General features: G+C 57.1%; 21 protein-coding genes. 5 read left to right on the top strand and 16 right to left on the bottom strand.

Translation table 11 applies throughout. From position 1 onward, the window contains the following. Positions 1 to 37: 37 nt before the first annotated feature. Entirely contained in the window at positions 38 to 1789 is a 1752-nt protein-coding gene (ggt, locus tag OK409_RS15555) for a gamma-glutamyltransferase (RefSeq protein ID WP_031292113.1), read from the bottom strand. A 206-nt stretch (positions 1790 to 1995) separates the two neighbouring features. On the opposite strand from ggt, the gene OK409_RS15550 reads away from it, so the two are divergent. Further along, positions 1996 to 2283, top strand: a complete 288-nt coding sequence (locus OK409_RS15550; protein ID WP_022624015.1) for a DUF2756 domain-containing protein — start codon at positions 1996 to 1998, stop codon at positions 2281 to 2283. On the opposite strand, the gene ugpQ is transcribed toward OK409_RS15550, so the two are convergent. The 10 genes from ugpQ to OK409_RS15500 all read right to left on the bottom strand — a co-directional run bounded on the left by ugpQ (position 2280) and on the right by OK409_RS15500 (position 12739). Further along, positions 2280 to 3023 (bottom strand): glycerophosphodiester phosphodiesterase, encoded by a 744-nt coding sequence (gene ugpQ / locus OK409_RS15545; RefSeq protein ID WP_010671531.1) that lies wholly within the window; start codon positions 3021 to 3023, stop codon positions 2280 to 2282. The genes OK409_RS15550 and ugpQ overlap by 4 nt on opposite strands. After that, positions 3020 to 4093, bottom strand: coding sequence for a sn-glycerol-3-phosphate import ATP-binding protein UgpC (locus tag OK409_RS15540; RefSeq protein WP_264367206.1), 1074 nt, complete (start codon positions 4091 to 4093; stop codon positions 3020 to 3022). Before OK409_RS15540 ends, ugpQ begins: the two co-directional genes overlap by 4 nt. A 1-nt stretch (position 4094) precedes the next feature. After that, positions 4095 to 4940, bottom strand: a complete 846-nt coding sequence (gene ugpE, locus OK409_RS15535; RefSeq protein WP_010671530.1) for a sn-glycerol-3-phosphate ABC transporter permease UgpE — start codon at positions 4938 to 4940, stop codon at positions 4095 to 4097. Next, entirely contained in the window at positions 4937 to 5824 is an 888-nt protein-coding gene (gene ugpA, locus OK409_RS15530) for a sn-glycerol-3-phosphate ABC transporter permease UgpA (protein WP_010253295.1), read from the bottom strand. Before ugpA ends, ugpE begins: the two co-directional genes overlap by 4 nt. A gap of 54 nt (positions 5825 to 5878) precedes the next feature. Further along, entirely contained in the window at positions 5879 to 7195 is a 1317-nt protein-coding gene (gene ugpB / locus OK409_RS15525) for a sn-glycerol-3-phosphate ABC transporter substrate-binding protein UgpB (RefSeq protein WP_010253297.1), read from the bottom strand. A gap of 623 nt (positions 7196 to 7818) precedes the next feature. Continuing rightward, a complete protein-coding gene (gene livF, locus OK409_RS15520; RefSeq protein ID WP_033780966.1) occupies positions 7819 to 8532 on the bottom strand; it encodes a high-affinity branched-chain amino acid ABC transporter ATP-binding protein LivF in 714 nt (237 codons plus the stop codon). Between the two features lies 1 nt (position 8533). Then, complete coding sequence (gene livG / locus OK409_RS15515) at positions 8534 to 9301, bottom strand: high-affinity branched-chain amino acid ABC transporter ATP-binding protein LivG (RefSeq protein WP_022624012.1); 768 nt, start codon at positions 9299 to 9301, stop codon at positions 8534 to 8536. Further along, positions 9298 to 10569: a high-affinity branched-chain amino acid ABC transporter permease LivM gene (locus tag OK409_RS15510; RefSeq protein WP_010253305.1), complete on the bottom strand. Its 1272-nt coding sequence runs from the start codon at positions 10567 to 10569 to the stop codon at positions 9298 to 9300. Before OK409_RS15510 ends, livG begins: the two co-directional genes overlap by 4 nt. Then, positions 10566 to 11492, bottom strand: coding sequence for a high-affinity branched-chain amino acid ABC transporter permease LivH (livH, locus tag OK409_RS15505; RefSeq protein WP_009087789.1), 927 nt, complete (start codon positions 11490 to 11492; stop codon positions 10566 to 10568). The genes OK409_RS15510 and livH overlap by 4 nt, the downstream gene beginning before the upstream one ends. Positions 11493 to 11626: 134 nt before the next feature. Continuing rightward, positions 11627 to 12739, bottom strand: coding sequence for a branched-chain amino acid ABC transporter substrate-binding protein (locus tag OK409_RS15500; RefSeq protein WP_010253311.1), 1113 nt, complete (start codon positions 12737 to 12739; stop codon positions 11627 to 11629). Positions 12740 to 13134: 395 nt separating this feature from the next. On the opposite strand from OK409_RS15500, the gene panM reads away from it, so the two are divergent. Continuing rightward, complete coding sequence (gene panM, locus OK409_RS15495) at positions 13135 to 13530, top strand: aspartate 1-decarboxylase autocleavage activator PanM (RefSeq protein WP_033759053.1); 396 nt, start codon at positions 13135 to 13137, stop codon at positions 13528 to 13530. Positions 13531 to 13589: 59 nt separating this feature from the next. Here the strand turns inward: panM and rpoH are convergent, their stop codons facing one another. The 4 genes from rpoH to ftsY all read right to left on the bottom strand — a co-directional run bounded on the left by rpoH (position 13590) and on the right by ftsY (position 18032). Then, positions 13590 to 14447 carry an RNA polymerase sigma factor RpoH gene (gene rpoH / locus OK409_RS15490; RefSeq protein ID WP_010253314.1) on the bottom strand — a complete coding sequence of 286 codons (858 nt, stop codon included), beginning with the start codon at positions 14445 to 14447 and terminating at the stop codon, positions 13590 to 13592. A 240-nt stretch (positions 14448 to 14687) separates the two neighbouring features. Next, entirely contained in the window at positions 14688 to 15671 is a 984-nt protein-coding gene (gene ftsX / locus OK409_RS15485) for a permease-like cell division protein FtsX (protein ID WP_010253316.1), read from the bottom strand. Beyond that, entirely contained in the window at positions 15661 to 16329 is a 669-nt protein-coding gene (gene ftsE / locus OK409_RS15480) for a cell division ATP-binding protein FtsE (RefSeq protein ID WP_010253318.1), read from the bottom strand. Before ftsE ends, ftsX begins: the two co-directional genes overlap by 11 nt. A 5-nt stretch (positions 16330 to 16334) precedes the next feature. Beyond that, on the bottom strand, positions 16335 to 18032 hold the full coding sequence (gene ftsY, locus OK409_RS15475) for a signal recognition particle-docking protein FtsY (protein ID WP_264367205.1): 1698 nt from the start codon (positions 18030 to 18032) through the stop codon (positions 16335 to 16337). Between the two features lie 232 nt (positions 18033 to 18264). Between ftsY and rsmD the strand changes: the two genes are divergently transcribed. Both rsmD and OK409_RS15465 read left to right on the top strand, forming a co-directional pair. Beyond that, complete coding sequence (rsmD, locus tag OK409_RS15470) at positions 18265 to 18864, top strand: 16S rRNA (guanine(966)-N(2))-methyltransferase (RefSeq protein ID WP_010671526.1); 600 nt, start codon at positions 18265 to 18267, stop codon at positions 18862 to 18864. Next, positions 18854 to 19126, top strand: a complete 273-nt coding sequence (locus OK409_RS15465; protein ID WP_003852192.1) for a DUF1145 family protein — start codon at positions 18854 to 18856, stop codon at positions 19124 to 19126. Before rsmD ends, OK409_RS15465 begins: the two co-directional genes overlap by 11 nt. Positions 19127 to 19152: 26 nt before the next feature. Here the strand turns inward: OK409_RS15465 and OK409_RS15460 are convergent, their stop codons facing one another. Then, positions 19153 to 19509, bottom strand: a complete 357-nt coding sequence (locus tag OK409_RS15460) for a DUF2500 domain-containing protein (protein ID WP_264367204.1) — start codon at positions 19507 to 19509, stop codon at positions 19153 to 19155. A gap of 144 nt (positions 19510 to 19653) precedes the next feature. Here OK409_RS15460 and OK409_RS15455 point away from each other — a divergent pair, with 144 nt between their 5' ends. Then, positions 19654 to 20283 carry a lysoplasmalogenase gene (locus OK409_RS15455; protein ID WP_086906610.1) on the top strand — a complete coding sequence of 210 codons (630 nt, stop codon included), beginning with the start codon at positions 19654 to 19656 and terminating at the stop codon, positions 20281 to 20283. The last annotated feature ends 61 nt before the right edge of the window (positions 20284 to 20344 follow it).

Below are 20344 nucleotides of genomic sequence, written 5' to 3'. Positions count from 1 at the left end.
ATTCACCCGGGTTTGAGTTTGTCAGCAGTCTCAAATCTCAATAACCCGCACTCAAATCATCGATGCTGCGCGGATCGGAAGCGCCATAGAGCATGCCATCCGGCCCGATCATGATGCTCTGCGTACTGCCCATCGACGGCAGTACCTTCACATGCTGACCTTTGGTTTCCAGCAGACGCAGCGTATCGGGACTGAAGCCCTTCTCCACCCGCAGCTGATCCGGCAGCCACTGATGATGGAAGCGCGGCGCATTGGTGGCTTCCGCCACGTTCATCCCGAAATCGATGCTGTTAACCACCATCTGCAACACCGTGGTGATAATGCGGCTGCCGCCAGGACTGCCGGTCACCAGCCAGGTTTTGCCCCCTTTGGCGACGATGGTCGGCGACATCGATGACAACGGACGTTTCGCCGGTTGCACCGCATTCGCTTCCCCGCCGACCAGTCCGTAGACATTGGGCGTGCCTGGCTTGGCTGAGAAGTCATCCATCTCGTTATTCATCAGGATGCCGCTGTTGCCCGCCACAATCCCGCTGCCGAAATAGGTGTTAAGCGTATAAGTCACCGCGACCGCATTCCCCTGCTTATCCACCACCGAGAAATGGGTAGTCTGATTGCTTTCATAAGGTTCGAGCTTGCCCGGTTTGATCTCGCTGGAGGGCCGCGCCTTCGCCACATCGATCTGCTGCGCCAGGGTCTTGGCATAGGCTTTACTGGTCAGCGCCTGCCACGGCACTTTCACGAAATCGGGATCGCCGAGATATTCCGAGCGGTCCGCGTAGGCATATTTCTCCGCTTCCGCCATCACCTGCATGGCATCAGCACTGCCAAAGCCCATCTTCGCCAGATCGAAGTTCTCCAGGATATTCAGAATCTGCACGATGTGGATGCCACCGGATGACGGCGGCGGCATTGAGAAGACTTCATAGCCACGGTATGTCCCGCTAATTGGCTTACGCTCGACCGCACGATAGGCCGCCAGGTCAGCTTTGTTGATCAGGCCGCCATGCTGCGCCATCTCTCCGGCGATCTCATCCGCGATTTCACCTTTATAAAAAGCATCCGGCCCCTGACGGGCAATCAGTTGCAGGCTGTGAGCCAGGTTCTTCTGCACCAGCCGATCGCCCTTCTGCCACGGCGTACCGTCCGGTTTGTAGAAAATCGCTTTGCTGTTGGGATGGGTGATCAGCACTTCTTTGCCGTAGGTCTTCAGGTCATCTGCCAGCGCGTCGTTGACCGGAATACCGTCACGCGCCAGTTTGATCGCCGGTGCCAGCAGCGTGCTCAGCGGCAGAGTGCCATATTTCTGCGCAGCCAGCGCCAGTCCGGCTACGGTGCCCGGCGTGCCGGAGGCGAGATGTGATGTCAGCGAGAGCTTGCTGTCGGCGTTGCCCTGCTTATCCAGGAACATGTCACGCGACGCGTGTCCCGGTGCCATCTCACGGAAATCGATAGCCGTGGCGCGGCCAGAGGCAGTGCGCAGCAGCATAAAACCGCCGCCGCCGAGGTTGCCCGCCTGCGGATGCGTCACGGCCAGCGCAAAGCCTACCGCCACCGCGGCATCCACCGCATTGCCGCCCTGACGCAGGATCTCGACGCCAACCTGCGTCGCCATCGCATCCACTGACGCTACCATGCCGTGCTGCGCTTTTACCGGGTGAAAAGTGTCACTGTCCACACCGTAGGAGACCGGAGGAGCCTGCGTTGGCGCGGCGTTAGCGCCTGCCACGACGGTGAAACTCATCACCAGCGACCAGCTAAGCTGACGCACTGTTTGCTGCATTTTCATCCTGCCACCATCCCATATTGTTATTTACATTTTTTTATCATTTCTGCAAGTGCCTACAAATACAGCAAAATAACCGGGGTTAAGTCAAATCAGGAATAGATCGGAAAGTAAGGTCTGTGATATCGGGTAAACTTATGGCTACGACCCTGATATCGGTGTAAGCCGTTGTGCACCAGAAACCCTGTCGCTTTAAGGAAGGAGGAGTGATGAAAAAGTGGATGATTATTCTGGCCGCTCTGCTGCCTTTCGCCAGTCAGGCGAACACGCTGAACAGCACTAACGATCCGAATAAACCTGGCTATAACCCCAGCCAGCAGCGGATGCAGTCGCAGATGCAGACCCAGCAGCAACAGCAACAGCTGAAGCTGCGCCAGGATCAGCAGCGTCAGACGCAGGACACGCAGCGTAAAATGCAGGAGCAGCGGAACAGCGCCCAGCAGCGGGTGATTACCACGCAGCCGGGCCAGCAGAATCAGAATCTAAACCAGAACTAATGAAAATCGGGGCCGATGATGTCGATGGCATCAGTACAGATGGCATCGACGCCCCATTTCAGCAATTCCCGCGCCCGATCCGGGCTGTTCACGGTATAAACCAGAATCTTCAGGCCTGCGGCTTTCAGTTCGGTGACCCGCTCAGCGGTCAGCACCTTATGATTAAGGTGAATTGAGACGCACGCCAGCGCAGCTGTTTTCTCCTGCCACTGCGGGTCCCAGCTGTGCGACAGCAGGCCACGCGGCAACTGCGGCTCTGCCTTCATCGCGGCTTCCAGCGCCTCAAAAGAGAACGAAGAGAGCAACGGTGCGACCTGATCCTGCCACAGTATCGCGGCAGCCTGTGCCACGGCGCGTCCGGTTTCAGCATCGCTGCCGGTGGTCGGTTTGATTTCGATGTTCGCCATCATCTGATGCTGACGGCAGCGTGCCGCCACCTGATCCAGCCGCGCCAGCTTTTCACCAGTAAACGCGTTGCCAAACCAGCTGCCCGCATCAAGCTGCGACAGCTTCTCCCACGGCAGCTGACCCGCCACGCCCCAGCCGTTGCTGGTGCGATCGAGCGTGTCGTCATGCAGCAGGAAGATCTGCGCATCGGCCGATAATTTGGCATCAAATTCAATCATCTGATGACCATATTTCGCGCCAGTGTCGATCGCCGCCAGCGTATTTTCCGGTGCCAGTTTACCGCCGCCGCGATGGGCGACGATGTGGGGATAGGGCCAGTGTTGTGTGCTCATTCCAGACGCTTTCCATGGGTTGAATCGAAGAAGTGTAACGCATCTGACGGCAGATGCAGCCACAGCGTACTGCCTGGCTGCGGGCGTTCACTGTGGGCTAAGCGTACCACCAGTGGCGTGTCACCGATGCGGCCATGTGCCAGATTATCAGCCCCCAGCATCTCCAGCGTATCGACCCGCAGCGGCACGCCGCCCTGCTCGCGGCTACTGAGCCGGATGTGCTCTGGCCGGATACCCAGCACCACCGGCCGGTTAGCCCATTTCGCTTTACTGTCGCTGAGCGGCAGAGCGTGCGAGGCGTCGAGGTCAAAGCGTGATCCATCGCTGCTGAACTGCCCTTTCAGTAAATTCATGGCGGGCGCGCCAATAAACGAGGCAACGAACTGGCTGGCGGGACGCTCATACACCTCGACCGGCGTGCCGAGCTGCTCGACCACCCCTTTGTTCATCACCATCACCCGCTGCGCCAGCGTCATCGCCTCCACCTGATCGTGGGTGACATAGAGGCTGGTGGTCTGTAAGCGGCGATGCAGCTGCTGCAGTTCCAGCCGCATCTGCACCCGCAGACGGGCATCAAGGTTGGAGAGCGGCTCATCAAACAGAAAAACTGCCGGTTCACGCACGATCGCGCGGCCCATCGCCACGCGCTGCCGCTGTCCGCCGGAGAGTTCGCGAGGCCGACGCATCAGCAGATGATCCAGTTCCAGACTGCGCGCCGCGTCGAGCACCCGCTGGTGGACCTGCTCTTTGCCCATGCCACGGATTTTCAGGCCATAGGCCATGTTCTCCTCCACCGACATATGGGGATAGAGCGCGTAGTTCTGGAACACCATTGCAATCCCGCGATCTTTTGGCTCTTCCTGAGTAACGCGCCGGTCGTCGATATAGATATCGCCGGAGCTGACGCGCTCCAGTCCGGCCACCATGCGCAGCAGGGTCGATTTACCGCAGCCGGATGGACCGACCATCACCATAAATTCGCCGTCATTGATGGTGACATTCAGCGGCTGGATGATCTGATTTTTGCCATCGTAGGATTTGGTTACTGCCTGAAGGGTTACGCCTGCCATCTTATTTCTCACTCTCAACCAGACCGCGCACAAAGGCACGCTGCATGACTAACACCACCACCAATGGTGGGATCAGGGTTAATAACATTGCCGCCATCACTTCATTCCACTGGGTCGGCGATCCGCTGGAGGAGATCATGCTTTTAATCCCCGCCACCGCCGTGCCGAGGCTGGCGTCATTGATGATCAGCAGCGGCCACAGGTACTGGTTCCAGCCGTAGATAAAGGTGATCACAAACAGCGCCGCCAGATTGGTTTTCGACAGCGGCAGAACAATGTCGATAAAGAAGCGCATCGCGCTGGCCCCGTCGATGCGTGCCGCCTCCACCAGCTCATCCGGCAGCGACATAAAGAACTGGCGGAACAGGAAAGTGGCGGTGGCCGAAGCCATCAGCGGCAGAGTTAATCCGCTGTAGCTGTCGAGCAGGTTGAGATCGGCAATCACCTGCACTGTCGGGAAGATACGCACCTCAACCGGCAGCATCAGGGTGATGAAGATCAGCCAGAAAAAGAGCGTGCGCAGCGGAAAGCGAAACCAGACCAGCGCAAACGCCGACAGCATCGACACCGTGATTTTGCCGAAGGTGATGCCCAGCGCCATGATCATGCTGTTGAGCAGCATCAGGCCAAACGCCGGCCCGTTGCCGTTGACGCCATGCGTCCAGATGCGCGAGATGTTCTCCCACAGGTGCGTGCCAGGCACCAGCGTCATCGGCACCTGATAGACCGCTTCGTTATCCAGCGTCGCCGCCACAAAGGCGACATAGAGCGGAAACAGGATGGTGAGCACGCCCAGCACCAGCACGATGTGGCTGAAGAGATCCAGCCCGCGTCGATTCTCAATCATTGGTATTGCACCTTACGTTCAACAAAGCGGAACTGAAGCACCGTCAGCCCGATGACCAGCAGCATCAGCACCACCGACTGCGCAGCGGACGAGGAGAGATCCAGACCGGTAAAGCCTTCGCGATAGATTTTGTAGATCAGCGTGGTGGTCGCCTGCACCGGCCCGCCGCCGGTGGCGGCATCGATTACCGGGAAGGTATCGAAGAAGGCGTAGATCAGATTCACCACCAGCAGGAAGAAGCTGACCGGCGTAATCAGCGGCAGCGAGAGGTTGAAGAAGCGACGCACCGGTCCGGCACCGTCAATGGCGGCGGCTTCCACCAGCGATTTGGGGATCGATTGCAGTGCGGCGAAGAAGAACAGGAAGTTGTAGCTCATCTGCTGCCAGATCGATGCCAGCACAATCAGGAACATCGCCTGACCGCTGTTTTGCGCATAGTTCCAGTTGTAGCCGATGTGGTTCAGCAGATAGCTGAACAGGCCCAGGCCCGGATTAAACAGGAACATCCACAGTACCGCGGCCACGACAGGCGCAACGGCGTAGGGCAGCAGCAACAGCGTCTGATAGAGACGGCGCAGCCGCACCACATAATCCACCAGCGCCGCCAGCAGCAGCGAAAAGACCATGCCGAACACCGTGACCATGCCGCTGAATTTTATGGTGGTCCAGAACGAATCCAGATAGTAAGGATCGGCAAACAGGCGTCTGAAATTTTCCAGCCCGACAAAGCTGCTGGAGATGCCAAAGGGATCGAGGCTTTGCAGCGAGTACCACAGCGCTTCACCGGCGGGCCAGAGAAAGAAGATGGCGGTAATCAGCAGTTGCGGCAGCACCAGAAGATAGGGCAACAGACTGGTGCGAAAGACCGGACGAGATGAAGACATGGCATACCTGGCGTCAGAGAGAGGGGCCAGCCTGAGCTGGCCCGCAAGGAGAGATTACTTCACCTGCTGCTGGAAGCGGCGCAGCAACTCATTACCGCGTTTCACTGCGTTATCCATCGCGTTCTGCGGCGACTGCTTGCCGGTCCAGACGCTTTCCAGCTCTTCGTCGATCACGGTACGAATCTGCGGCATATTGCCCAGACGCATGCCTTTAGTGAACGGCAGTGGCGGCTTGTTCATCATCTGTCGGGTGGCGATATCCGCACCCGGATTCTTATCGTAGAAGCCCTGCTGTTTAGTCAGCTCGTAGGCGGCGGTGGTAATCGGCAGATAGCCGGTTTTCTGGTGCCATTCCGCGGCGATTTCTGGTTTAGCGAGGAACTGCATAAACTCAGCCACGCCTTTGTAGGTTGTCGCATCTTTGCCTTTCATCACCCACAGGCTGGCGCCACCGATCAGGGCGTTCTGCGGCGCATTCGGCACGGTCTCGTCATACGGCATCATGCCAACGCCGAAGTTGAATTTGGCGTAATGACGGATATCAGCCAGCGAACCGGATGAGGCGGTGGTGATGCCGCAGTCGCCGTTGTAGAACTTGGCGGTGGACTCATCTTTGCGGCCAAAGTAGGTGAAGTCCCCTTTCTTGTTCATCGCTTCCAGCAGCTCGATATGACGAACCAGTACCGGCTTGTTGAACTCCAGCACGGCGTCGAGTCCGTCAAACCCGTTGTTTTTGGTCGCTACCGGCAGAGCGTGCCAGGCGCTGAAGTTTTCAATCTGGATCCAGCCCTGCCAGCCGCTGGCGTAGCCACAGCTCATGCCCGATTTGCGCAGTGCAGCGGCATCCGTCGCCAGCTCCTGCCAGGTTTTCGGTGGCTGATCCGGGTTCAGACCCGCTTTTTTAAAGGCATCTTTGTTGTAGTAGAGCACTGGCGTTGAGCTGTTGAACGGCTGAGAGATCAGCTGACCTTTGCTGTCGCTGTAGTAGCCCGCCACCGTTGGCACGAACTGCTTTTCATCAAAGGGGATTCCGGCGTCTTTGAAGACCTGATGCACCGGCACAATCGCCTGCGAGGCCATCATGGTCGCCGTACCGACTTCATAAACCTGCAGCACCGCAGGGGCTTTGCCGCTGCGCACTGCCGCAATCCCTGCCGCCAGGCTCTGCTCGTAGTTACCTTTGTAGGTCGGAACAATTTTGTAATCGGGATGCGTCTGGTTAAAACGCTGTGCCAGCGAATCCACTTCTTTGCCTAGCTCGCCTTCCATAGAGTGCCAGAAAGGGATCTCAGTGGCGGCCATGGCATGGCTGCTGAGCGTCAGACCGAGCAGCACGCTCATCAGGCTACGACGAAAGGTAACGACGGACATAGAATTTTCCTGTGCAGGTAAATACGCGTGAAATCACGGATTTCTGTTTCGCGAAGTAACATGACACGGGGAAATGAAGGATTAATAACAGAAAGATGACAGCCGGGTGACAGACTGAATAGCGGAAAAGGCAGAGCGACTAACTGCAGCTGAGCTTGTTGACAAAGTCTGGCTTGGTTGCTGTAAGACTGAGCCCTGCACAGAGAACACGGTCAGATCGGAAAGACGCAAAATCCGTCATCCATGACATGCTCGGCCCGCGCCGTCCATGGCGCGGGACGCTTTCCTCCTCTGCCCGTGTTCCCTGTGCGTTGAGTTTGTTCGTTGCAGCCAAATTCACCCTGATTTGGGTTTTCAGCAATCTGAGCGGCTATACACCATTACAAAGTCGAGTTTATTTACATAAATTGTAACGGATACTGGCAATGACAGCACTTGTCCCTGCTTTTTAAGGGCAAACTCAAAGCCCGTTGGCGGCAACACCCACACCGATGCTCAAGGCCGTCGGCGGCGCAGGCAGGTTGCGGGCGGACAGCGCGCAGCCACCGGAGCGTACACGTAGTACGTGAGGATGGCGAGCACTGCCCAACCACAACCTGACCAGTAAGCCAGGCCTCTGAATATTAAGCTCCGAGGTACGCGCTGCGGACGGCTTCGTTGCAAAGGAGTGCTGCACCTGTGTCTTCAAGCACCACATGCCCGTTCTCCAGCACATAGCCCCGATCCGCCAGCTTCAGCGCCTGATTCGCATTCTGCTCCACCAGGAAAATCGTCATCCCCTCGCTGCGCAGCTGCTCAATGGTGTCGAAGATCTGCTGAATAATGATCGGTGCCAGTCCCAGCGACGGCTCATCCAGCAACAGCAGGCGCGGCTGGCTCATCAGCGCACGGCCAATCGCCAGCATCTGCTGTTCGCCGCCCGACATCGTCCCGGCGCGCTGGATTTTACGCTCCTCCAGACGCGGGAAGAGTTCATAAACGCGCTTGATCCGCGTCAGGTAGTCCGGACGGCTGGCAAAAAAGCCCCCCATCGCCAGGTTCTCTTCTACCGTCATGCGCGAAAAGACCCGCCGGCCTTCCGGCACGATGGCGATCGCTTCACGCATAATGCGCGAGGTTTGCCAGTCGGTGATGGTTTTGCCATCAAAGGTAATGGTGCCCTGCGTCGCGCGCGGCTCGCCGCACAGCGTACCCAGCAGCGTGGTTTTTCCGGCACCGTTAGCGCCAATCAGGGTGACGATTTCGCCCTGATTGATATAGAGGCTGACGTTGTGCAGCGCCTGAATTTTGCCGTAGTGGGCGCTGACGTTCTCAATGGTTAACATCGCATTTGCCATCTCAGGCCTCTCCTAAATAGGCACGAATGACATCCGGGTTATTACGAATCTCTTCCGGCGTTCCGTTAGCCAGCGGCGTTCCCTGATTGACCACATAAATACGGTCAGAAATCCCCATCACCAGCTTCATATCATGTTCAATCAGCAGCACCGACACCTTGTGTTCACCACGCAGCTCCGCAATCAGCGCGTCCAGCTCGTGCGTCTCTTTGGGATTAAGGCCCGCCGCCGGTTCATCCAGCATCAGGATCTCCGGGCGCGTCACCATACAGCGCGCAATCTCCAGCCGACGCTGCTGACCATAAGCCAGATTGCCCGCCTGACGGTTAGCCAGATCCAGCAGCCCCACCCGCTCCAGCCAGGTCGCCGCACGATCCAGCGCCTCGTTCTCACTGCGGCGAAACGCCGGGGTTTTCAGCAGACCGGAAAATACGCCGCTTTTCAGATGCTGATGCTGCGCCACCAGCAGGTTCTCAATGACCGTCATCTCACGGAACAGACGCACGTGCTGGAACGTCCGCACGATGCCCATCCGCGCAATCTTCTGGCCCGGCAACCCTTCCAGATGCTGCTCACGCAATGTGATCGTCCCGCCGGTTGGCTTGTAAAAGCCGGTCAGGCAGTTGAACACGGTGGTTTTACCGGCACCGTTGGGGCCAATCAGCGAAACGATCTCCTGCGGACGCAGCTCCAGCGCCACATTGTTCACGGCTAACAGACCGCCGAAGCGCATCATCAGGCCTTCAACGGCTAATAAAGGCTGAATCATGCCTGCTCTCCTTGTTTACCGGTTCTGAGCTTCAGATGCGGACGCTTCATCGGCAACAGGCCCTGCGGACGCCAGATCATCATCAGCACCATCAGGCCACCCAGCACCAGCATGCTGTACTCATTGAGATCGCGCATCAGCTCGCGTGACACCACCAGCAGAATGGCGGCCAGAATCACCGCAAACTGCGAACCCATCCCGCCCAGAACCACAATCGCCAGCACAAAGGCGGATTCGACAAAGGTAAAGGATTCCGGGCTGACAAAGCCCTGACGTGCCGCGAACAGGCTGCCGGCAAAACCGGCAAACGCGGCACTGATGGTAAAGGCGGTCAGCTTGATGCGGGTCGGGCTGAGGCCCAGTGAACGACAGGCAATCTCATCCTCGCGCAGGGCTTCCCAGGCTCGGCCCAGCGGCATCCGCAGCAGCCGGTTGATCACAAACAGCGTCAGCACCACCAGCAGCAGCGCCACCAGGTAGAGGAAGATAATGCGGTCGCTGGGATCGTACTTCAGCCCAAAGAAGTTATGGAAGGTATCCCAGCCGCCTTCACGCGGCGTACGACCAAACTCCAGACCAAACAGCGTCGGTTTCGGGATCTGGCTGATGCCGTTCGGCCCGCCGGTCAGGGCGGTATTGTTCAGCAGCAGAATACGCACGATCTCACCGAAGCCCAGCGTCACTATCGCCAGATAGTCGCCGCGCAGTCGCAGCACCGGGAAGCCCAGCAGCAGACCAAACAGCGCGGCAACTATGCCGGAGAGCGGCAGGCACTGCCAGAAGCCGAGACCGTAATAGTGGTTCAGCAGCGCAAAGGTGTAGGCACCTATGGCGTAAAAGCCGCCATAACCCAGCACCAGCAGGCCAGAGAGGCCGACCACCACGTTTAAGCCCAGACCGAGCATCACGTAGATCAGCGTCATGGTGGCGATATCGACGGTGCCGCGTGACACCAGGAATGGCCAGGCAACGGCGGCGATAATCAGCACCGCCATCACCAGCTTCTGCTTCGGCGTCGAGCCATCCAGACCCGGTAACACCAGCGCCGGACCGGAGATTTTCTTCAGGCCGCTTTGCCATACCGGACGCAGCAGCTGAAACAGAAACACCACCGCACAGCCTGTGGCGATCCAGTTCCAGCGCACGCTGCCGGCGTTCTGCACTACCAGATTAGTGCCGTCCAGATTCAGGCGCAGCCCCATAAAGAAGGTGGCGAGCACCAGCAGCATCACCGAGGAGATCAGGGCATTGATAAAGGAAGTCTTCATACTTTTTCGACCTCCGGGCGGCCCAGAATCCCGGTCGGCATCACCAGCAGCACCACAATCAGCAGGGCAAACGAGACCACATCTTTATATTCTGTGCTGAGATAGGCCGAGGTCAGCGCCTCGGCGATGCCCAGCACCAGGCCGCCAATCATCGCGCCCGGAATACTGCCAATCCCGCCCAGCACGGCGGCGGTGAATGCCTTCATACCTGCCATAAAGCCGATGAAGGGGTTGATTGAACCGTAGAACTGTCCCAGCAATACGCCCGCCACCGCGGCCATCGCGGCACCGATGACAAATGTCAGCGAGATCACGCGGTCAGTGTTTATCCCCAGCAGGCTGGCCATTTTCAGGTCTTCTGCGCAGGCGCGGCAGGCGCGGCCCATGCGTGAATAGCGGATAAAGGTGGTCAGCGCCAGCATCGCCAGGAACGTCACCACCCAGATCACTATCTGCATGGTAGAAATCGTGGCGGCAAAGCCGTTGCTCTCGCCTACCGTCCACTGTCCGGTAATCAGACTCGGCAGCGCCAGGTCACGTGAACCCTGCGTCAGGCTGACGTAGTTTTGCAGGAATATCGACATCCCGATGGCGGAGATCAGCGCAATCAGGCGCTTGGACGAGCGCACAGGCCGGTAGGCGACGCGCTCGATGCTCCAGCCGTAGGCGCTGGAGATAATTACCGCCATCACAAAGCCGGCCGCAATCATCAGCCAGGTGGTGTCGATGCCCATCATCATCAGGGCGGCAATCACGATAAAGGAGACATAGCTACCGATCATGTAGACCTCGCCGTGGGCGAAGTTGATCATGCCGATAATGCCGTAAACCATGGTGTAACCGATGGCGATCAGCGCGTAGGTGCTGCCCAGGGTCACACCGTTAAACATCTGCTGAATAAAATAGAGAAACTGCTCGGACATACCTTGACCCTTACTTAACCGATCATGGGCGATCGGGGTACAAAAAACGCCTGGCAGACCAGCACCAGGCGTTCGTGTCGCTGGTCAGGGGAAACCGGTTAACCGGCCTCCCGCTCACCACAAAACAGCCTGGTTTACTTCACAGCAGTCGAGGTGCCATCGGCATGCCATTTAAAGACGCCGAATTCAAAGCCCTTAAGGTCACCTTTCTCATCCCAGTTCAGGTTGCCCATGACGGTTGGCACCGCGGCACCTTCCTTGAGGTTTTTCACGATAGCGTCCGGCTCAGCGCTCTTGCTGCGCTCCATGCCGGTTGCCAGCGACTGCAGTGCGGCATAGGTGGTCCAGACGAACGGTCCGGTCGGATCCAGTTTCTTCGCTTTCAGCGCTTCCACGATCGGTTTGTTGGTTTCAACCTGGTCGTAGCGTTTTGGCAGGGTCACCAGCATGCCTTCAGAAGCGGCACCGGCGATGTTCGACAGCGAGGCATTACCCACGCCTTCCGGTCCCATAAACTGGGTTTTCAGGCCCGCAGCACGTGCCTGACGCACGATCTGGCCCATTTCCGGGTAGTAACCGCCGAAATAGACGAAATCGACGTTCTCTTTCTTGAAGCGCGCGACCAGCGTAGAGAAATCTTTATCGCCAGCGGTGATACCTTCAAACATCACGATATTAGCGCCCTGCTTTTTCAGGCTCTCCTGTACGGAGCGCGCCAGGCCTTCGCCATACTGCTGTTTGTCATGCACTACGGCGATGCGCTGCGGTTTAAGCTCGCTCATCACATATTTCGCGGCGGTCGGCCCCTGATCGGAGTCGAGACCGGTGGTGCGCATAATCAGTTTATAGCCGCGGGAAGTCAGGTCAGGGGCGGTCGCCGCCGGGGTAATCATCAGCACGCCTTCATCTTCATAGATGTCAGAAGCGGGCTGGGTGGATGAAGAGCAGAGATGACCGATCACGTAGCGGATGCCGTCGTTAATCACCTTGTTCGCTACCGCAACCGCCTGTTTCGGGTCACAGGCGTCGTCATATTTCACCGCAACCAGTTTGTTGCCGTTAACACCGCCTTTGGCGTTGATATCTTCAATTGCCTGAGTCGCACCGGCGAACTGCATGTCGCCGTACTGCGCCACCGGGCCAGACATTGCGCCGACAATCGCCACTTTGATATCTTCAGCCAGCGCCGCATGGCTCATCGCCAGTGCTACACATCCCGCCAGTAATGCGCGACCTTTCATTTTCATCCTGACTACCCCATTTGTTTTGTCGTGTATGTTGTGAGTGTTTGTGCTGTCAGATAAAGTCGAAAACTGATTAAGCATGAATGAGTTAGCGTACTTTTCTGACATTTTTTATTAATAAGGCTTTATTTTTCAGGTTATTAAACAGGAAGTTTCTTCTGTAAATCAACTGACATATTCAGAATTGACTGAGTGAAACAGCATAATACACTGGAGGCAACGGCCGGTTTTTCACCGCTTTGCCAGCGCGTTATGCTGGATTGATCGCACGCTCTCCCTGTTTACAACTATCATCCTGGCATCCCGACCATCTTTTGACCTGTTTTATTGATGAAAATGTGGTAGCACTCTGGTTGTACATTTTCGCTGCACTTTCCCCTGTTACAGAGGTTTTTGTTATGAAGCTCACTATCCAGCGTTTAACCACGCTGACCGCGCAGGACCGCATCGATCTTGGCAAAGTCTGGCCGGATCTGGAGATTGAACAACTGGAGCAGCAGCTGGATGAGCGCCATCGTCTCTATGCTGCCCGTTTTAACGACCGGCTACTGGCGGGTTTGCAGCTGGAAATCGCCGGGATCCACGGCAAAATTCACCGACTGTCGGTGCGCGATGTCACCCGGCGACGCGGGGTGGGACAATATTTACTGGAGGAGACGATCAGGCAGAATGGGTCGATAGCGGACTGGTGGATTGCCGATGATGGCAGTGACGATCAGCAGGTGCGGGCAGCCTTTATGCAGGCGTGTGGCTTCAGGGCGCAGAGTGACGGCTGGATAATGGCGGTAGAATAGTCAGGCGCAGAAAAACAAAAAGGGCGACATAAAGTCGCCCCTTAAGATGTCGAAGTGCGTTACGCTTCGATCGCCATACGCAGTTTCTTCATGGCGTTCTTTTCCAGCTGCCGGACACGTTCGGCTGACACGCCGTACTGATCGGCCAGCTCCTGCAGCGTGGTTTTATTGTCTTCGTCCAGCCAGCGGGCGCGAATGATGTGCTGACTACGCTCATCCAGACCTTCCATCGCATAGCTCAGCTTGTCAGCCGCATGCGCATCCCAGTTATCCTCTTCAATGCCGTCAGCAAAGTCAGAGGTTTTATCCTGAAGATAAAGCACGGGTGCCATAGAGCGGCCTTCGCTGCTCTCGTCGTCGGCAGACATATCAAAGGTCATATCCTGCGCGGCCATACGCGATTCCATTTCACGCACATCTTTGCTGCTTACGCCCAGCTCACGCGCAACCATCTCGACTTCGTCCTGATTGAACCAGCCCAGACGCTGCTTGGTTTTACGCAGGTTAAAGAACAGCTTACGCTGTGCTTTGGTGGTCGCGACTTTCACGATACGCCAGTTACGCAGCACGTATTCGTGAATCTCCGCTTTAATCCAGTGCACGGCAAACGAAACCAGACGCACGCCCACTTCTGGGTTGAAGCGACGTACCGCTTTCATCAGGCCGATATTGCCTTCCTGGACCAGGTCAGCCTGTGGCAGACCGTAGCCGGAGTAATTACGAGCGATATGAACTACAAAGCGTAGGTGAGACAGGATCAGCGTCTTTGCCGCATCCAGATCGCCCTGGTAATGCAGCCGTTCAGCCAACGCTTTTTCCTCTTCTGCCGAGAGCATCGGCCAGGTATTCGCAGCCCGGACGTAAGACTCCAGGTTGCCAAGAGGAGCAATAGCTAAAGTTTGCATTTCTTTGGTCATTCAAACCCTCACAAATTCAGTGGAATTGCCGCACATTTCCCTGCGCAGACGATACATTACGTCAACGTCGCGCGAAATCCGAAAGCAATCTGTGCTACTTAGAGTGGTAAAGTTATCCACAAGTTCAATTATAGCGGTGAATATTTTACACACAGATGACAGGAAGGGAAGAGGGGAAATATCCTCTGCACCCACCATCGGTAGCAGAGGACCATTATAACAAAAAAATGTTGCAGGCGTTTACTGCGGCGTAAATCGACGTAAATGTTGTACCGTTGCCAGCCACGCAGCCACCCAGCCGATGATCGCCGCAATCAGTAACAGCAGCAGCGCCTCATCCCACGAGAAGCCTTCCAGCGAGAAGGTGGTACCAAATACCGTCGCTACACTGGCAACAACGGACTGCAGACGCAGCACCAGCACTTCCGACAGCAGCAGCGACAGCACTGCCCCGCTGAAGCCCAGCAGCGCCCCGCCATAGAGGAACGGACGCAGGATAAAGCCGTCAGTGGCACCAATCAGCTTCTGCACGTTAATGGTGTCGCGTCGGGCAAAGATGCTGAGCCGGACGCTGTTACCGATCACCAGGAACACTGCCACGATCATCAGCACGCCAATCATTGAGGCGATCTGCCCCACCAGCCCGGTCAGCGCCGCCAGCCGCGCAAACCAGCTATCATCCATCCGCACTTCATCCACGCCCTGCACTTTAGTTACCCGATCGCGCAGGCTTTGCATGGTGTCTGAGTTCTGGAAATTGAGCTTAGGTGTGATGATGGCCACCGCAGGCAGCGGATTCTGCTCCAGCATATCCATTGCGCCGCCAAAGCCTGACCAGTTGCGGAACTCGTTCAGCGCCTCTTCCCGCGTCAGGTAGTTGACGTTATCCACGCCTTCGACCTGCTTGAGCTGCGCCACCACGTTTTCTGCCGCCGTGTCATCCAGCGTTTTGGAGAGATAAACGGTTAACTGCGGCGCCGGATACCACTGCGTTGCCGCCTGGCTGACGTTTTTCCACACCATGTAGCAGACGCTGGGCAGCGTCAGTGAAATGGCGATGACCATCACCGTCAGCAGGGTGGCCAGTGGCTGACGCCACATATCAGAAAGCGTGCCGCGCAGCGCATAGCGCCACTGCTCCTGCCAGCCGCCTTTCAGCGCTTTGCTCTTCGACTGCTGCTTCGCTTTCGGCGCAGCCGGACGTTTAATGCGTTTATTGACCATCGTGGCCTCCGTGCAGACGTCCCTGATTCAGCGTCATCATCCGGTAGTTGCGTCGGGCGATAAGACCGCTGTCATGCGTCGCCATCAGGACGGTGACGCCGACGCGGTTAAACTCTTCGAACAGGCGCAGAATATCTTCTGACAGCGCGTCGTCAAGGTTACCGGTCGGTTCATCGGCCAGCAGCACGGCGGGCTTATTCACCACCGCACGGGCGATGCCCACACGCTGCTGTTCACCGCCAGAAAGCTGAATCGGATAACTTTTCGCTTTGTCGAGCAGACCCACTTTATCCAGTGCCGCCGAAACGCGACGACGAATATCTTCGCCGCTGGCACCGGAGATAATCAGCGGGATCGCCACATTTTCATAAACCGAACGATCCATCAGCAGGTGGTGATCCTGGAAAATCATGCCGATCTGACGACGCAGGAAAGGCACCTCACTGTTACGCAGGCGGGAAATGTCATGGCCGCTGAACCATATTTTTCCGGCACTCGGGCGCTCAATGCCACAAATCAGCTTCAGCAAGGTACTTTTACCGGCACCGGAGTGGCCGGTCAGAAACGCCATTTCGCCGGGACGCAGACGGAAATCTACCCCCTGCAGCGCCTGACGTCCGCCGAGATATGCCTTACTGACCTCTTCAAAGCGAATCATCCTAATTAGTCCTCTCGGGCAAACAGTGCCTCAATAAAATCTTCTGCCTTAAACGGCCGTAAATCTTCAATGCCTTCACCGACGCCGATGTAGCGAATCGGAATACCGAACTGATCGGCCACCGAGAAGATCACGCCGCCTTTGGCGGTGCCATCCAGCTTGGTGAGCGCAATCCCGGTCACGCCAACGGCTTCATTAAACAGTCGGGCCTGGCTGACCGCATTCTGTCCGGTGCTGGCATCCAGCGTCAGCATCACTTCGTGTGGCGCTGAATCATCCAGTTTCTTCATCACGCGGGTGATTTTTTTCAGCTCTTCCATCAGATGCGATTTGTTCTGCAGACGACCCGCGGTATCGGCAATCAGCACGTCAACGCCACGCGATTTAGCCGCCTGAATAGCATCGAAGATCACCGAAGCGGAATCTGCACCGGTGTGCTGAGCAATCACCGGAATGTTATTGCGCTGGCCCCACACCTGCAGCTGCTCAACAGCCGCGGCGCGGAAGGTATCACCAGCCGCTAACATCACGGATTTGCCTTCAGCCTGATACTGGCGCGCCAGTTTACCGATGGTGGTGGTTTTACCTACACCATTGACGCCAACCATCAGGATCACAAACGGCGTTTTGCCTGAGACGTCCAGTGGCGCATCCACTTTCGCCAGAATCGAGGCCATCTCCGCTTTCAGCAGGCCGAAGAGCGCTTCCGCGTCACGCAGCTGCTTGCGGTTTGCCTGCTGGGTCAGATGCGTGATGATGCGGCGAGTGGTATCCACACCCACATCCGCAATCAGCAGTTGCTCTTCCAGCTCGTCAAACAGCTCATCATCAATCTTTTTGCCACGGAACAGGCTGATAAAACCGGAACCGAGGTTCTGACGGGTTTTCACCAGGCTGCGCTTCAGGCGGGCAAAGAAGCCCTCTTTGCTGGGACGCTCCTGCTCCTGCACGATGAGTGGCGCGGCGGCCAGCGGGAGATCGCTGACGGTATCGGATAATGTCTCTGCCGGTTCCGCGTCGGTGACTTCGGCTTCGCCCAGTGCCAGTGCCAGTGCGGTCAGCTCTTCCTCGGTGAGCGGTGCTTCCGTTTCGCTGTCCGATATTTCAACGATCGCAGCTTCGTCCGGCGTCAGCGCTTCATCGCTTAACGGCGCTTCGGCTTCGCTGTGCTGGGTTTCAACGATCCCGGCGTCATCCAGCGCCAGCGCGGTCAGCTCTTCTTCGCTTAACGGCGCGTCCGCTTCGCTGTCCGGGGTTTCAACGATCGGGGCGTCGCCCAGTGCCAGGGCGTTCAGCTCTTCTTCGCTTAACGGCGCATCGGCGGGTTCCGCATCAACGGCTGGTTTTACCACGTCGTCGGCGTCAATAACCGGCGTCGCGTCATGTTCAGGTGCGGTGATTTCCAGTAGCGCTTCAGGATCGGCCTCAATCGGCGCAGCTTCATCCAGCACCATGGGTGCTGACTCGTGCGGCGCTGCCGCGGTGACTTCCGCCTCACGCTGCTGCCCGGCCACCGTTTCGGTGATAACGACAGTCTCTTCCGCTTGCGCTTCAGCCTGGCTTAATGCCGGGGCGTCCTGTTCTGCCTGCTGCTCTGCGGGTTCTGCGACCTCTTGTGTCGGCTCCTCCGCTACAGGTTGTTTCTCTTCCTCTTTGCCAAATCCCAGCCAGGAAAAAAAGCCACGTTTTTTCTCTTTTGCCATTGTGTGACGACACTCCTCGATGGCTTTGTCCCGGTCGCGCGTGGTTTCCAGGGGTAAATCAATGAAAGTTGGTCAGCGCCAGACCGGCGTAAACCGCAGAATAATGCATGACTTCAGCAACTCAGTAGTCTAACACTTTCCAGCCAGCTCACCACAGCACCCTTTTTTAACGTTTCTTCTCACCGATTCGCCCGTTAAACTACGCAACAAATTATGACGAGTTGTGAGCAAGATGAATAAAAACCCCCGCAGTACAGGCGGTGCCGGGCAGATTCGCATCATTGGCGGCCAGTGGCGCGGACGCAAACTGCCGGTGCCGGACAGCGCCGGACTGCGCCCGACCACCGATCGGGTACGTGAGACGCTGTTTAACTGGCTGGCCCCGGTGCTGCCAGAGGCGCGCTGCCTCGACTGCTTTGCCGGTAGCGGCGCATTAGGACTGGAAGCCCTGTCGCGTTACGCGGGATCGGCGACGCTGCTGGAGCTGGAACGGCCAGTGGCGCAGCAGCTGACAAAAAATCTGCAGACGTTGCGCGCCAGTAATGGCACCGTGATTCAGACCAATGCGTTAAACTGGCTGGCACAGCCAGGTGAACCCTTTGATGTGGTGTTTATCGATCCGCCGTTTCGTCAGGGATTGCTGGAACAGACGTTACAGCTGCTGGAGCAGAATCACTGGCTGGCAGATCAGGCGCTGATTTACGTCGAAAGTGAAGTGGAAAATGGCGCACCGCCGGTGCCGCCGGAGTGGGATCTTTATCGCGAGAAAATAGCCGGACAAGTGGCTTATCGTTTGTATCAACGTCAACAGGAGACGCAGGATGTTACTTAATTTGGGGCGTCTGTTGATGCTATGCGTGTGGGGATTTCTGCTGGCTAACCTGGTTCATCCCTACCCGAAACCGCTGACTTATTTTATCAACGTTGCGCTGATTTTCATGATCCTGATGCATGGCCTGCAGCTGGTGTTACTGCGCACCACGCAGACCAAAGATGCGCCGCCGATTGATCGCGTCACCCAGGCCAAAGTGTTTCTGTTCGGGGTGTTCGAACTGGTCGCCTGGCAGAAGAAAAACTTCCCACGCAAGAAATAATCCCGGGCGGGTGCAATGCCCGCCGGTTACTGCCGGGGTGTGAAGCTGATAAAGCGCGTGCCCTGCATCTTCAGCTCGCCTCTGGCGCCCTTGTCCAGCTGATGATATTCCGCCTCTTTAAGCTGCACTTTGATGTCGCTGGCACCGTTCAGCGGGTGAAACAGCACCTCGTAGCGCATCTCTTCCCCGGCGATCACTTCCCGCTGCCGTGAACGGCGATTGGGTGCAGGAAATTCACGTTTGGTTCTGACCTCAACCTGCAGAGAACGCTCGGGTGAAGCGTCATTCACCGCCACTTCCCGGCGTTGCTTAATGAACTGACGGGTCGCCAGCACGGCGATAATCGCCAGAACGATGATAAAGATTAGCGGCGGTTTGCTCATAGCGTTCTTGTGCCTGCAGGATGATTAATCAGGCGGCAAAGCATACAACCAGAGTTGCCTGATTGTCACATCTCAGAGGCTTAACCTAAACTGAAAGGGATATTTTGGGATCTTTCACCATTTTGAACAAAAAAGGGAGAAACAATGCTCTGGTCTTTCCTCGCTGTACTTTTCTCCGGCTGGCTCTATGTCGACGCCACCTATCGCGGCCCGCAATGGCAACGCTGGTTATTTAAGCCGGTCACGCTGCTGCTGCTTGTCGGGCTGGCCTGGCAGGCACCGGTGCTGCAGACTACGGACTACCTGATTCTGGCCGGTCTGGTCGCGACGCTGGTCGGTGATGCGTTAACGCTGCTGCCGCGTCAGCAGATGCTCTATGCCATCGGGGCTTTCTTCCTGTCGCACCTGCTTTATACCCTCTGCTTCGCCGCCAGCATGACCATGACCTTCTTCTGGCCAATTCCGCTGACGCTGCTCATCATCGGTGCCGCCCTGATTGGCGTCATCTGGAGCCGACTGGAAGATCTGCGCTGGCCTGTCTGCACCTTTATCGGCATGACGCTGGTGATGACTTGGATAGCGACCGAGCAGTACTTCTTCCGCCCGACCGATTACAGCTTCTCGATCATGGTGGGTGCCGGTCTGCTGCTGCTGGCAAACGCCGTCTGGTTTATCTCACACTATCGTCGCCGCTTTACCGCCGACAGCGCGATTGTCGCCGCCTGCTACTTCGCTGGTCACTTTATGATCGTGCGCTCGTTGTGGGTCGTCTGAAAAAATAGCCTTGACTCTGGAGTTCACTCCAGAGTGTAGGATAAGGGATGGGCTGCGTTGC

The organism is Pantoea sp. RG18, from assembly GCF_025910075.1.
Taxonomy (GTDB): Bacteria; Pseudomonadota; Gammaproteobacteria; order Enterobacterales; family Enterobacteriaceae; genus Pantoea; species Pantoea agglomerans.
This window is presented reverse-complemented; position numbering and strand designations above follow the sequence as displayed.

Bases quoted from the DNA above. Each gene is read 5' to 3' on its own strand.
- ggt (WP_031292113.1), bottom strand. From the start codon at position 1,789: ATGAAAATGCAGCAAACAGTGCGTCAGCTTAGCTGGTCGCTGGTGATG.
- OK409_RS15550 (WP_022624015.1), top strand. From the start codon at position 1,996: ATGAAAAAGTGGATGATTATTCTGGCCGCTCTGCTGCCTTTCGCCAGT.
- ugpQ (WP_010671531.1), bottom strand. From the start codon at position 3,023: ATGAGCACACAACACTGGCCCTATCCCCACATCGTCGCCCATCGCGGC.
- OK409_RS15540 (WP_264367206.1), bottom strand. From the start codon at position 4,093: ATGGCAGGCGTAACCCTTCAGGCAGTAACCAAATCCTACGATGGCAAA.
- ugpE (WP_010671530.1), bottom strand. From the start codon at position 4,940: ATGATTGAGAATCGACGCGGGCTGGATCTCTTCAGCCACATCGTGCTG.
- ugpA (WP_010253295.1), bottom strand. From the start codon at position 5,824: ATGTCTTCATCTCGTCCGGTCTTTCGCACCAGTCTGTTGCCCTATCTT.
- ugpB (WP_010253297.1), bottom strand. From the start codon at position 7,195: ATGTCCGTCGTTACCTTTCGTCGTAGCCTGATGAGCGTGCTGCTCGGT.
- livF (WP_033780966.1), bottom strand. From the start codon at position 8,532: ATGGCAAATGCGATGTTAACCATTGAGAACGTCAGCGCCCACTACGGC.
- livG (WP_022624012.1), bottom strand. From the start codon at position 9,301: ATGATTCAGCCTTTATTAGCCGTTGAAGGCCTGATGATGCGCTTCGGC.
- OK409_RS15510 (WP_010253305.1), bottom strand. From the start codon at position 10,569: ATGAAGACTTCCTTTATCAATGCCCTGATCTCCTCGGTGATGCTGCTG.
- livH (WP_009087789.1), bottom strand. From the start codon at position 11,492: ATGTCCGAGCAGTTTCTCTATTTTATTCAGCAGATGTTTAACGGTGTG.
- OK409_RS15500 (WP_010253311.1), bottom strand. From the start codon at position 12,739: ATGAAAATGAAAGGTCGCGCATTACTGGCGGGATGTGTAGCACTGGCG.
- panM (WP_033759053.1), top strand. From the start codon at position 13,135: ATGAAGCTCACTATCCAGCGTTTAACCACGCTGACCGCGCAGGACCGC.
- rpoH (WP_010253314.1), bottom strand. From the start codon at position 14,447: ATGACCAAAGAAATGCAAACTTTAGCTATTGCTCCTCTTGGCAACCTG.
- ftsX (WP_010253316.1), bottom strand. From the start codon at position 15,671: ATGGTCAATAAACGCATTAAACGTCCGGCTGCGCCGAAAGCGAAGCAG.
- ftsE (WP_010253318.1), bottom strand. From the start codon at position 16,329: ATGATTCGCTTTGAAGAGGTCAGTAAGGCATATCTCGGCGGACGTCAG.
- ftsY (WP_264367205.1), bottom strand. From the start codon at position 18,032: ATGGCAAAAGAGAAAAAACGTGGCTTTTTTTCCTGGCTGGGATTTGGC.
- rsmD (WP_010671526.1), top strand. From the start codon at position 18,265: ATGAATAAAAACCCCCGCAGTACAGGCGGTGCCGGGCAGATTCGCATC.
- OK409_RS15465 (WP_003852192.1), top strand. From the start codon at position 18,854: ATGTTACTTAATTTGGGGCGTCTGTTGATGCTATGCGTGTGGGGATTT.
- OK409_RS15460 (WP_264367204.1), bottom strand. From the start codon at position 19,509: ATGAGCAAACCGCCGCTAATCTTTATCATCGTTCTGGCGATTATCGCC.
- OK409_RS15455 (WP_086906610.1), top strand. From the start codon at position 19,654: ATGCTCTGGTCTTTCCTCGCTGTACTTTTCTCCGGCTGGCTCTATGTC.